General features: G+C 62.5%; 12 protein-coding genes. 8 read left to right on the top strand and 4 right to left on the bottom strand.

Translation table 11 applies throughout. The annotated features are described in order from the left end of the window. Positions 1 to 36 precede the first annotated feature (36 nt). The 8 genes from HWX91_RS14740 (at position 37) to HWX91_RS14775 (ending at position 8,377) form a co-directional block, all read left to right on the top strand. Positions 37 to 954, top strand: a complete 918-nt coding sequence (locus tag HWX91_RS14740) for a cytochrome C assembly family protein (RefSeq protein WP_028196466.1) — start codon at positions 37 to 39, stop codon at positions 952 to 954. A gap of 10 nt (positions 955 to 964) precedes the next feature. Further along, positions 965 to 1,303, top strand: a complete 339-nt coding sequence (locus HWX91_RS14745) for a PP0621 family protein (protein WP_028196465.1) — start codon at positions 965 to 967, stop codon at positions 1,301 to 1,303. Further along, positions 1,300 to 1,896, top strand: a complete 597-nt coding sequence (ampD, locus tag HWX91_RS14750) for a 1,6-anhydro-N-acetylmuramyl-L-alanine amidase AmpD (protein WP_028196464.1) — start codon at positions 1,300 to 1,302, stop codon at positions 1,894 to 1,896. Before HWX91_RS14745 ends, ampD begins: the two co-directional genes overlap by 4 nt. 538 nt (positions 1,897 to 2,434) lie before the next feature. Beyond that, positions 2,435 to 5,440, top strand: a complete 3,006-nt coding sequence (locus HWX91_RS14755; protein ID WP_028196463.1) for a ribonucleoside-diphosphate reductase subunit alpha — start codon at positions 2,435 to 2,437, stop codon at positions 5,438 to 5,440. A 182-nt stretch (positions 5,441 to 5,622) separates the two neighbouring features. Further along, positions 5,623 to 5,946 (top strand): hypothetical protein, encoded by a 324-nt coding sequence (locus HWX91_RS14760; protein ID WP_127837952.1) that lies wholly within the window; start codon positions 5,623 to 5,625, stop codon positions 5,944 to 5,946. A 137-nt stretch (positions 5,947 to 6,083) separates the two neighbouring features. Continuing rightward, on the top strand, positions 6,084 to 7,316 hold the full coding sequence (locus HWX91_RS14765; protein WP_028196461.1) for a ribonucleotide-diphosphate reductase subunit beta: 1,233 nt from the start codon (positions 6,084 to 6,086) through the stop codon (positions 7,314 to 7,316). A gap of 86 nt (positions 7,317 to 7,402) precedes the next feature. Next, positions 7,403 to 7,729 carry a hypothetical protein gene (locus tag HWX91_RS14770; RefSeq protein ID WP_028196460.1) on the top strand — a complete coding sequence of 109 codons (327 nt, stop codon included), beginning with the start codon at positions 7,403 to 7,405 and terminating at the stop codon, positions 7,727 to 7,729. 30 nt (positions 7,730 to 7,759) lie between these two features. Continuing rightward, on the top strand, positions 7,760 to 8,377 hold the full coding sequence (locus HWX91_RS14775) for a histone H1-like DNA-binding protein (protein ID WP_028196459.1): 618 nt from the start codon (positions 7,760 to 7,762) through the stop codon (positions 8,375 to 8,377). 265 nt (positions 8,378 to 8,642) lie between these two features. On the opposite strand, the gene HWX91_RS14780 is transcribed toward HWX91_RS14775, so the two are convergent. The 4 genes from HWX91_RS14780 to HWX91_RS14795 form a co-directional block, all read right to left on the bottom strand. Next, entirely contained in the window at positions 8,643 to 9,119 is a 477-nt protein-coding gene (locus HWX91_RS14780) for an outer membrane lipoprotein (protein WP_028196458.1), read from the bottom strand. 25 nt (positions 9,120 to 9,144) lie between these two features. Beyond that, on the bottom strand, positions 9,145 to 10,083 hold the full coding sequence (locus HWX91_RS14785) for a carbohydrate kinase family protein (RefSeq protein ID WP_028196457.1): 939 nt from the start codon (positions 10,081 to 10,083) through the stop codon (positions 9,145 to 9,147). A gap of 95 nt (positions 10,084 to 10,178) precedes the next feature. Next, a complete protein-coding gene (tpx, locus tag HWX91_RS14790; RefSeq protein WP_028196456.1) occupies positions 10,179 to 10,679 on the bottom strand; it encodes a thiol peroxidase in 501 nt (166 codons plus the stop codon). A 73-nt stretch (positions 10,680 to 10,752) separates the two neighbouring features. Next, on the bottom strand, positions 10,753 to 12,099 hold the full coding sequence (locus tag HWX91_RS14795) for a zinc-ribbon and DUF3426 domain-containing protein (protein ID WP_028196455.1): 1,347 nt from the start codon (positions 12,097 to 12,099) through the stop codon (positions 10,753 to 10,755). Positions 12,100 to 12,124 lie beyond the last annotated feature (25 nt).

Here is a 12,124-nt window from a genome sequence, read left to right on the forward strand (position 1 = left end):
ACGTCGCGGAGCAGGGGCCTAGTGTAAACTTCGAATATGGATATTGTACTGTATGCCCTCACTGCGCTCCTGTACGGCGGTCTCGCCGTGGCCGGCTGGCGCTCGCACCGGCACGCCGCCCTGCGCCCCATGCTCGAGAGCGTGCCGCCGGTGCCGGCCACGGCAAGCGTCTCGGCGGCTTCGGGCATGAGCGGCTCGGGCCGCGCGCTACTGTTCGTCGCGCTGCTCGCCCACGGTGTGCTGCTGCATGCCACCATCTTTCCCCAGAACGCGATGGTGTTCGGTTTCGCGTTCGCGCTGTCAGCAATGTTCTGGCTCGGCGCCGGCATCTACTGGATCGAGAGCTTCTTCTTCCCGCTCGACGGCTTGCGCCTGCTTGTACTTCCACTCGCCTGCGTCGCTTCCTTATTGCCGCTGGCCTTCAATGGCGTGCGCGTGCTGCCGTATTCGGCTGCGCCCATGTTCAAGCTGCATTTCCTGATCGCCAATATTGCGTACGGTCTGTTTGCTATCGCGGCACTGCACGCGGTTCTGATGCTGCTGGTCGAGCGGCGTCTGCACGCAATGCGCGGCGGCATGTCGCAACGCAATGCGGCTGCTGCGGGTAACGGCTGGCTGTCGAGCTGGCTCGACACGCTGCCGCCGTTGCTGACTCTGGAAAAGCTGCTGTTCCGTCTGATCGGCGCGGGCTTCGTGCTGCTCACGCTGACGCTGCTCTCGGGCATCATTTTTAGCGAGCAACTGGTTGACCGTGCATTGCGGCTCGATCACAAAACCGTGTTCGCGATTCTTTCCTGGGTGATGTTCGGCGCGCTGCTGACCGCGCGCAAGGTGTCCGGCTGGCGCGGCCGTGCGGCATTGCGCTGGGTGTTGGCGTCGTTCGTCGCGCTGCTGCTGGCGTACGTCGGCAGCCGTTTCGTCTTCGAGGTGCTGTTGCACCGTGCTGTAGTGTGAGTGTCCTGCTATGCGACAAATTTTTCTGCTGATCCTGTTGTTCATCGTCGGCCAATGGCTGGTCAAGGCGCTGCGTCGTCATGACGCGCAAGCGTCGCAGCGCGCGGGGGGCGCTGGTGCGAATGGCGCCGGTGGGGCAAATCGCCAAGGCGGCCAGAATGGTCCGAACGGCGGCGCGCGTGGACCCGCTTCCGCACAGCCGCAGCTCGCCGAGCCGATGATCCGTTGCGCCGAGTGCGGCGTGCACGCGCCGAAGAGCGACTCCGTGGTGGTCGCGGGGCAGGCGTTCTGCAGCGCCTCGCACGCTCAGCGCCATGGCGCGCGTCCCACGGGCCGCGACGCTCGATGAATCTCGCGTTCACCGTCGACGCCGACGGTTGGGTCTCTGCCGCACGCAAACTTCCCTCGCCGAATTTCGAAGCGCGACCCGAAGGGGCCGTGCCCACGCTGATCGTCGTGCACAACATCAGCTTGCCGCCCAATGAGTTCGGCGGCACGGCGATTGCCGAACTTTTCCAGAACACGCTCGACTGCGACGCCCACCCCTACTACGACACGCATTTGCGCGGCGTGCGGGTCTCGGCGCACTTCGTGATCCATCGCGACGGCGCCCTCGAGCAATTCGTCTCCTGCAACGAGCGCGCATGGCACGCCGGGCCGTCGAATTTTTTCGGCCGCGAGCGCTGCAACGATTTCTCGATTGGCATCGAGCTGGAGGGCAGTGACACGACTGCCTTCGAAGCGGCGCAATACCGCACGCTCGCCGCGCTTGTGACGGCGCTCAAGGCTCGCTATCCAGTCGAGGGACTGGCCGGTCACTCTGACATCGCGCCCGGCCGCAAGACCGATCCGGGGCCCCATTTCGAGTGGCAGCGTCTGCAGCGCGACACCGCGCTGGCGGATCAGTATTTCCCCTATCTCAAGTTTTCCAAAACGCGATAACGACCCTTCGCGCGAGTTCGCGTGATGCGAGGAGAACAAGGCGCTGCCTTGTTCTCCGGGGAGTCGGCTTCGCGCCGCGCTATGCAAAAGTCAAGACTTCGAAAGCAAATAAAACGATTTGACCTGTCTCGAATCTCCACTATACTTGGTGCCAGAAATTCGGTTTTGCACTATATCTTGTGGTGAGCTGTGCATAACCGTGTGAATAACTGAGTGCATAACCAAGTGAACAAGTCAGCGGCGCCCCGCTTCCGAGCATGGCGCCGCAAGCATTCCAGGCATTGAAAAAATTCCTGCGGCGCGCCCGGTAACAAGTCGGCAGCGTCCAGAAAAATTCAGGGAAAGGGCACAGCAAGTGATCGCGACTTATAGCGTGAAGACCGTCATCAATTCGAACCAGGCTTCATCGCTGTCGCATCCCGCCACCCGGCTCAGCCGGCCTTTTTCCTGCACCCCATCGCTTGCGCACGCGGCGGCGCAGCGTTCGTTTTAATCCGCGGCTTTCTCCGCACCATTTCCAGGACCAGGAGCTTTGCACATGCAAACCACCGACAACGCGACGACCCGGTACGAGGGTTCACAGACTGGCCAGACCTTCGGCCAGGCACAAGGCGCGCAGCCGCTCGCGCCGCAAACGACCTACGCCGACTATAAGGTGATCCGCCGTAACGGCAGCGTGGTGTCGTTCGAACCGTCGAAAATCGCCATCGCCGTGACGAAGGCATTCCTGGCCGTCAACGGTGGTCAAGGCGCAGCCTCCGCGCGCGTGCGCGAACTGGTCGAGCAACTCACGCAGAACGTGGTGCGCGCGCTCGTGCGCAGCCGCCCGAACGGCGGCACGTTCCATATTGAAGACATCCAGGATCAGGTCGAACTCGCGCTGATGCGCGGCGGCGAACACAACGTCGCGCGTGCGTACGTGCTGTATCGCGAGAAGCGCACTCAGGCGCGCGGCCATGACGAGCAGATCGTCGCCAACACGCCGGGTCTGAACGTCACCGACAACGGGGTGACGCGTCCGCTCGACATGGCAGCGCTGCGCGGCATTATCGAATCCGCCTGCGCGAACTTGGGCGACGCCGTGAACGCCGATCCGATCATCGCGGAAACGGTGAAGAATCTGTACGACGGCGTGCCGATGAGCCAGGTCTACGACTCGGCGATTCTGGCTGCCCGCACGATGATCGAAAAGGACCCGGCTTATAGCCAGGTCACCGCACGCATCCTGCTGCACACGATCCGCCGCGAGATCCTCGAAGAGGAAGTCACGCAGACGGAAATGGGCGAGCGCTACGCCGAGTACTTCCCGCAGTTCATCAAGCGCGGCGTGCAAGCCGAGCTGCTCGACGACAAGCTGCTGCAGTTCGACCTGAAGCGCCTGGGCGCGGCGCTCGACAACAACCGCGACCTGCAATTCGGCTACCTCGGTCTGCAAACGCTGTACGACCGTTACTTCCTGCATCACGACGGCGTGCGCATCGAAATGCCCCAGGCATTCTTTATGCGTGTGGCGATGGGCCTGTCGCTGAACGAGATCGACCGCGAAGCGCGCGCGATCGAGTTTTACAACGTGCTGTCGAGCTTCGACTTCATGTCGTCCACGCCTACGCTGTTCAACTCGGGTACCCGCCGCTCGCAACTGTCGTCGTGCTACCTGACCACGGTCGACGACGACCTCGACGGCATCTACGAAGCGCTGAAGGAAAACGCGCTGCTGTCGAAATTCGCCGGCGGCCTGGGCAACGACTGGACGCGCGTGCGTGCGCTCGGTTCGCACATCAAGGGCACCAACGGCAAGTCGCAAGGCGTGGTGCCGTTCCTGAAGGTCGTCAACGACACCGCAGTGGCGGTCAACCAGGGCGGCAAGCGCAAGGGCGCGGTCTGCGCGTACCTGGAAACGTGGCACCTGGACATCGAGGAATTCCTCGAGCTGCGTAAGAACACCGGCGACGACCGTCGCCGCACCCACGACATGAACACGGCGAACTGGATTCCCGATCTGTTCATGAAGCGCGTGCACGAAGGCGGTGACTGGACGCTGTTCTCGCCGTCCACCTGCCCGGATCTGCACGACAAGTTTGGCGCGGAATTCGAAGCGGCTTACACGGCTTACGAAGACAAGGTCGCGCGCGGCGAGATCAAGCTGTTCAAGAAGCTGCCGGCGGCACAACTGTGGCGCAAGATGCTGGGCATGCTGTTCGAAACCGGCCACCCGTGGATCACGTTCAAGGATCCGTGCAATGTGCGCTCGCCGCAACAGCACGTCGGCGTCGTCCACTCGTCGAATCTGTGCACGGAAATCACGCTGAACACCAGCGACTCGGAAATCGCCGTCTGCAACCTGGGCTCGGTGAACCTCGTCGCTCACCTGAAGGAGCAGGCTGACGGCACCCTGGCGCTCGACCACGACAAGCTCAAGCGCACCGTCAGCGTGGCGATGCGCATGCTCGACAACGTAATCGACATCAATTACTACGCGGTTGCCAAGGCACGTAACTCGAACCTGAAGCACCGTCCGGTCGGCATGGGCATCATGGGCTTCCAGGACTGCCTGCACCTGCTGCGCACGCCGTACGCGTCGCAAGAGGCGGTGGAGTTCGCCGATACGTCGATGGAAGCGGTCTGCTACTACGCTTACTACGCGTCGACCGAACTGGCGCAGGAACGCGGCCGTTACTCCAGCTACCGCGGCTCGCTGTGGGACCGCGGCATCCTCCCGCAAGACTCGGTGAAGCTGCTGGCCGAAGCGCGCGGCGGTTACGTCGAAGTCGATTCGAGCGAATCGATGGACTGGACCGAACTGCGTTCGCGCATCGCCACCTACGGCATGCGCAACTCGAACTGCATCGCGATCGCGCCGACGGCGACGATCTCGAACATCATCGGCGTGTCGGCCTGTATCGAACCGACCTTCCAGAACCTGTATGTGAAGTCGAATCTGTCGGGCGAATTCACGGTGGTCAACGACTACCTGGTGCGCGACCTGAAGGCGCGCGGCCTGTGGGACGAAGTGATGGTCGCCGACCTGAAATACTTCGACGGCACGCTCTCGCGCATCGACCGCATCCCGGCCGACCTGCGCGCGATCTACGCGACCGCGTTTGAAGTCGATCCGAAGTGGCTGGTCGAAGCGGCTTCGCGCCGTCAGAAGTGGATCGACCAGGCGCAGTCGCTGAACATCTACATGGGCGGCGCGTCGGGTAAGAAGCTCGACGAGATCTACAAGCTCGCATGGGTGCGCGGCCTGAAGACCACCTACTACCTCCGCACGATGGCGGCAACGCACGTCGAGAAGTCGACGGTGGCACACGGCGCGCTGAACGCGGTGAGCTCGGGTGGCGGCGAAGGGTCGGGCGGCGCGGGCGGTGTCGGCGGTGGCGCGGCAGGCAGCTTCGGCGCGAACGGCGGTGCGGCTTCGGGCGGCATCCAGGTAGCGGCGGCAGCGCCGGCCGTTGCAGTCGAAGCAGCGCCGGAAGCGGACGGTCCGGTGTGCATGATGCGTCCGGGCGACCCGGGTTTCGACGAGTGCGAGGCTTGCCAGTAAGCGTCTGGCAACTGCGAGGCGAGCACGAAGCAGGCGGCAGGATCGCTGCGTGGCGGATGGGGTAGGTAAAGACCCGCATGCAGCGATCGGCAAGCCTGATAGAAGCAGTACAGAAGTGAAGTAGACGAGCGGCGCGGCGAAACAGAATCGACGTTACACCGCTCGTCGAACAGCAGCGAAGCGTGGCAAGCGGTAAGCAGGCAGTAGATGAAGCAGTCGGCAGCACAGACGAAGCGCTCGACATGAAGCGCTCAGCAAACGCTCCGGTCAAAGGTCGAACGACACAGCCGGCCAGAAGCATCGCTCGACATTGCATTGAACTTCACCTCGCCAGTACTGACGAACAGGCAATCCGCCGCGTCGGCGAGGCAGCAGGAAGCAATCGCAAAACGCTGCAAGCACGCTCCGCAATACAGATAGATAGAGCAGCGAAACGTCGCTTCGACACGTTGCTCTTCGAGCTCGCGCAGCACTTCGACGACACGCGTTCAACACGCTTCACATGAGGCGACACACACAGTCTGTTGAACAAAGTGTTGTATGAACGTAGCAACGCGAATCGAAAACAGGATTTTTCATCAGCGAACTCTTTTATCGCTCGTGAAAAGATGGTACAAACCGTTCTAAATTGATGGTGACATTTATGCTCAACTGGGATGACGAGATCACTGCCGTAACTCCCTCGAGCGCTACGCAACTGAATGTGTTGCGCAACGCTGCGGGATCGGCTGTCGGTTCGCAAGTCGGAACGCGTTCCGCTCCTCATGCTCCCTCGGACCGAAACGTCTTCGCGTCTCAAGACGTTTTCGAAAAAGGCATTGCCGCTGCTCACGCTGCCGGAACGGCTGCGATTTCCGAAGCGCGGGTCAATGTCGCCGACAAGCGCATCATCAACGGCCAGACCGACGTCAACCAGTTGGTGCCGTTCAAATACAAGTGGGCCTGGGAAAAGTATCTGGCGGGTTGTGCTAACCACTGGATGCCGCAAGAAGTGAACATGTCGCGCGACATCGCCCTCTGGAAAGACCCGAACGGGCTGACCGAAGACGAGCGCCGCATCGTCAAGCGCAACCTGGGCTTCTTCGTGACGGCTGACTCGCTCGCCGCCAACAACATCGTGCTGGGCACCTACCGCCACATCACGGCGCCCGAATGCCGCCAGTTCCTGCTGCGTCAGGCGTTCGAAGAGGCGATCCACACGCACGCTTACCAGTACATCGTCGAATCGCTGGGCCTCGACGAAGGCGAAATCTTCAACGCGTATCACGAGGTTGCCTCGATTCGCGCGAAAGACGAATTCCTGATTCCGTACATCAATGTGCTGACCGATCCGGGCTTCAAGACCGGCACGCTCGAGACCGACCAGACGCTGCTGCGCTCGCTGATCGTGTTCGCCTGCGTGATGGAAGGCCTGTTCTTCTACGTCGGCTTTACGCAAATCCTGGCGCTTGGCCGTCAGAACAAGATGACCGGCGCGGCGGAACAGTACCAGTACATCCTGCGCGACGAGTCGATGCACTGCAATTTCGGCATCGACCTGATCAACCAGATCAAACTCGAAAACCCGCAACTCTGGACGGCTGAGTTCCGCGCGGACATCCGCGAGATCTTCCAGCAAGCGGTCGAACTTGAGTATCGTTACGCGGAAGACACGATGCCGCGCGGCGTGCTCGGCCTCAATGCGTCGATGTTCAAGAGCTATCTGCGCTTCATCTGCAACCGCCGTTGCCAGCAGATCGGTCTCGATCCGCTGTACCCGAACGAGGAAAACCCGTTCCCGTGGATGAGCGAGATGATCGACCTGAAGAAGGAACGCAACTTCTTCGAGACGCGAGTGATCGAATATCAGACTGGCGGCGCGTTGACCTGGGAGTGATCCGGGTCCGAGTCGCAGATGCATTTCATTTTGGGGATGCCGGCAGGCTTCGGCCGCGGCAATTTAGTTAGGAGCAGAACCGCCTGATGCAAATCGTGCCCGGTGCGCCGCGTGCCTTCGCGGCCCACAAACATGGCTGGCACTTTGCGAACCCTTCAGTGGGATGGGCAAACTTCCCCCCGGAAAAAGCCGCTGGCGTTCGCGCCGGCGGCCCGATCAAGCAATTGCCGATGCTGATATCCAGCATCGACCAGATCTGGCGCGCGGTGCCCATTGGCACCGCGCGCCTTACCGCATTCATTAGCGTAAGCGCGCGGCACCTGCGTACGCCGATGAATAGCCCGCTTCGTAGCGCGCGCCCTGAGAAGCGTCCGCGGGAAACGGGTTTTGACGAAGGGTGTAGTTTGAACTGACTCTCATCTGAAAACCTGAAGGAGAAAATGATGGCAACTGCAAAGAAAGCGGCAGCTAAGAAACCCGCAGCCAAGAAGGCTGCACCGGCCAAGAAGGCTGCTCCGGCGAAAAAAGTCGCTGCAAAGAAAGTCGCAGTGAAGAAGGTTGCAGCGAAGAAGGCAGCACCGGCTAAGAAGGTTGCAGCGAAGAAAGCTGCTCCGGCCAAGAAGGTTGCAGCCAAGAAAGTCGCCGTGAAGAAGGTTGCAGCGAAGAAGGCGCCGGCCAAGAAGGCAGCACCGGCGAAGAAAGCTGCAGTGAAGAAGGTTGCAGCGAAGAAGGCAGCACCGGCGAAGAAGGCCGCAGCAAAGAAAGCAGCACCGGCTAAGAAGGCTGCTGCGAAGAAGGCTGCGCCTGCGAAAAAGGCTGCTGCCAAGAAAGCTGCGCCTGCGAAGAAGGCTGCTGCCAAAAAGGCTGCGCCTGCCAAGAAGGCTGCCGCGAAGAAGGCCGCTGCTCCTGCCAAGAAGGCTGCGCCTGCGAAGAAGGCTGTCGCCAAGAAGGCGGCTCCTGCACCCGCTGCGACTTCTGTCTCGAGCGCACCGGCAGCAACGGTGAAGACCGCGCTGAACCCGGCAGCGGCATGGCCGTTCCCGACGGGCAGCCGTCCGTAATCTGGACGACAAGCGGAAGAAGTACTTCGACACGCCGTACCTGTGTCGATGATCGAGTAGCGCTTAAGTAGCATGACCGAGCGCTACTCGGTCAGGGTCCCGTTGCCGGGTTTCTGGCGACGGGATTTTTTTTGCCCTGGCGAACGCGCCCGCTACCAGAAACGCTTTAAAACCGGCAGGCGAAAAAAAACGCATGCACAGGGGAGGGCATGCGTTTGAGGTCGTCGCGGAAGCGCGTGAAGCGCGACCGCACGAGAGGGGAAACCTAGTGTGTGACGCGCGTGACGCCGCCGCTGGAGAGCAGCCGGACGCGGTCGCCGGCGCGGAAGATCTCGCCGGTGGCGCTTTGCGTGATTGCGCGCATGTCGCCGTTATCGAGTCGCACGGTGATCTCGAGGCCGTCGTGCACCGCGACGCCGTTCTCGACCGCATTGCCTGCCACCGCACCGGCCAGGCCGCCGATGATGCCGGTCACGATCGAGCCGCGGCCGCCGCCGATCGCGCTGCCGGCTACCGCGCCCAGTGCGCCGCCGCCGATCGCGCCCAGGCCGCTCGGCTGGCCGTTGTTCGAACTGATCTTCACTGCGCGCACGCTGTCGACCGTGCCCATGCGAACCGTTTCTTCCCGCTGTGCCTGCGATGCCGTGTAGACGTCGGCGGAACTGCTGTTGTATGCACACCCCGACATGGCCAGCGAACCGGCGATCAAGGCGGCCACGACCAGGCGACTCGTTGTTCTCATTCCCTAACTCCAATAGCTTGCGGTATTACGGCAGGTCGTATGCGAACGCCTGCTTGAACCGTTCGTTGATCTCCGCCCGGCTGGGCGCGTAGTTTTGCGGGCCCTGGTGTTCGATCTTCAGCGCGCCCATCAGGCTCGCCAGGCGCCCCGTGGTCGCCCAGCCCAGCTTGTTCTCGATGCCGTACAACAAGCCGCCGCGGAACGCGTCGCCGCAGCCCGTGGGATCGAGCACCTGCTGTGCCTTGACCGCCGGAATCTCTTCGATCCCGCCGGCGTGATGAATTCGTGCGCCTTGCTCGCCGAGCGTGATGATCAGCGCCTCGACCTTGCCGGCGATTTCCTCGATCGACCAACCCGTTTTGTTGCTCACCAGTTTGGCTTCGTAATCGTTGACAGCTACGTAAGTAGCAAGTTCAATCATGCGGCGCAGCGACTCGCCGTTGAACAGCGGCAAACCTTGGCCCGGATCGAAGATAAACGGCACGCCGGCCGCTGCCAGATGCTCGGAATGCTGGATCATGGCGTCGTAACCGTCCGGCCCGACGATGCCCAGCGTGATGCCTTTCGCTTCGTCGGCGCGGTTCAGATGCGCCTGCATCATTGCGCCCGGATGGAACGCGGCAATCTGATTGTTTTCCAGATCGGTGGTGATCATCGCCTGGGCCGAATAGGTATCCGGCACCACCAGCACGTTCTCCGTCGACAGGCCGAGTTGCGCGAAACGGTCCATGTAGCGCTGCGCGTCGATCGCGCCGAGCGCGCCCATGATGCGCGCATTGCCGCCCAGCAGATGCAGCGAGTAGGCAATGTTGCCCGCGCAGCCGCCGAATTCACGGCGCATCGTCGGCACAAGGAAGCTCACATTCAGGATGTGAACCTGCTCCGGCAGGATGTGCTCCCGAAAGCGGCCTTCGAAGGTCATGATGTTGTCGTAGGCGAGCGAACCGCAAATCAGCGTAGCCAAGGTGAGCGTCCTGTAAAAATCGATAAAGAAAATGGGCGCGACGACGTGACAGCGCCGCGCATGAAGCGCGGCGCCGGGGTTCGTGCGCGAAGGTCTTACTTCAGCGCGGCGAGTGCTGCGTCGTAGTTCGGTTCGTTCTTGATTTCGCTGACCAGTTCGGCGTGCACGACCTTGTCGTTCTCGTCGAGGACCACCACGGCGCGTGCCGTCAGACCCGTCAGCGGGCCGCTCGTCACGTCGACGCCATAGGCTTGCGCGAACTCATGGCCGCGGAACGTGGAAGCCGTCACGACGTTCTCGATGCCTTCAGTCGTGCAGAAGCGCGATGCGGCGAACGGCAGGTCGCCCGACACGACGATCACGGCCGTGTTGCTCAGCTTGGCCGCGGCTTCGTTGAACTTGCGGGTCGACGTGGCGCAAGTCGGCGTGTCGAGGCTCGGAACGATGTTCAGCACCTTGCGCTTGCCGGCGAAGTCGGCCAGCGACAGCGGCTTCAGATCCTTGCCCACGAGCGAGAAGGCGGGGGCATTCTGGCCCACGGTCGGGAACGTGCCGGCTACTTCGATCGGGTTGCCACCCAGCGTTACTTGACTCATGTTGTTGTGCTCCGAAAATTCGTCAGTGATGACGGTGAATACGCCCGGTCAGTGCCGGGCGCGCGAGGTTGCGTTACGGATAAAAAATCTGCACGCGGAAATTGGATGCGACCGCATTGCCCGTGTCGAGGTGCACGATCATGGTCTGAGTCGTATGCGCCGGCAGGCCGGCTGCGATCGGCGTGCCCGGCGGGACGTAGTCTTGCGGCCACAGTACGCGGCGCACGGCGACATTGTTCTGGTCATCGAGCAGCGTGAGTTCGATGGCCGGATAGGCCAGCGCAATACTGAAGCGGTTGCGCAACGGCATCTTCAGTTCGAGCTTGTGGGGGCCGTCGATCTGACGCAGATCGGACGGCTCGACCAGCAAACCGTCGATGTCGTGCGGCGGCGTGAGCTGGCAGCCGAGTTGCGCGCAGGCCTTTGCATACAGCACCTGTGAGCGCGGCAAGAAGACCTGAACGGCTTCGCGCTGCCACCAGGCGAGTTGCGCGAGCAGCGCGATGGCCAGCAGCGCCGCGACCACCGAGCCGAAGACGATCCAGCCGAGGCGGCGCGGTTCGGGCGCGCGCGTTTCACGCACTACCGGGAAGGGATCGACGCCGTCGTCATTTACCGGCTGGACCGAGAAGGGTTCGCCGCTCGATCCGAATGCGGCTGTGCCGGGGCCATCCGTGCCGGCAGTACCCAAGCCGGCTGCCGCGGCTGAACCAGCGGGGGCGCCTGAGCCTGCGGCTGAACCTAAGCCGGCCCCACCTAAGCCGGCCGCACCGAAATGCGGCTCGTTGTCGGGAATCCCATGCAAGCCGGCCGGCTCGTTCAGAACCGGTTCGTCAGCATCCCCAGGATATTCGGAAGGGCGTTCGGTCTTGTGCCAGACCCGCGGCGCCGCCTCAACAGACGGGTTGGCCGCATGAGCGAAAGGCTCGGCCGGGACATCGGCGGGCACCTGTTCCGTGTAAGCGGAGGCTTCGCCGGGCGTCTGCCCGAGCGTAGGTTCGTTGTCGGCGGGAATCGGCGCGGTGAAGGCGCTCGCCGGCAATTCCGGCTCGGTAGCATGACGCGGCGTGACCGCGACGCCAGCCCCGGTGGAGACCGGCGAAAGAGGCAGATTGCGGGCGTTGTGAAGCAGGCGATTGTCGATCGTGGCGTCGGCGACCGGCGCCCACGGATCCCATGCTTCGGCGCTGAAATCGGGTTCCTTCGGGCGCACGCCGGACAAAGCCTCGATCGCCGCGGCGGCGGCAACCGGCCTGGCGGTGGAGAAGTCGCCGCCCTCGTTCAGTTCGAACAGGCTGCTCGAGGCGTCGAATGCTTCATTGCAATGCCCGCAGCGCACAAGACCGCGGCGCAGCGCGAGCTGCGCCGGTTGCAGGCGGAAGACGGTTTCGCAGAAGGGGCAACGCGTTGCCAGGAGCATATTGAGCCGGTAAGCCGAAAGGCCG

Source organism: Paraburkholderia fungorum, assembly GCF_902833645.1.
GTDB lineage: Bacteria > Pseudomonadota > Gammaproteobacteria > Burkholderiales > Burkholderiaceae > Paraburkholderia > Paraburkholderia fungorum.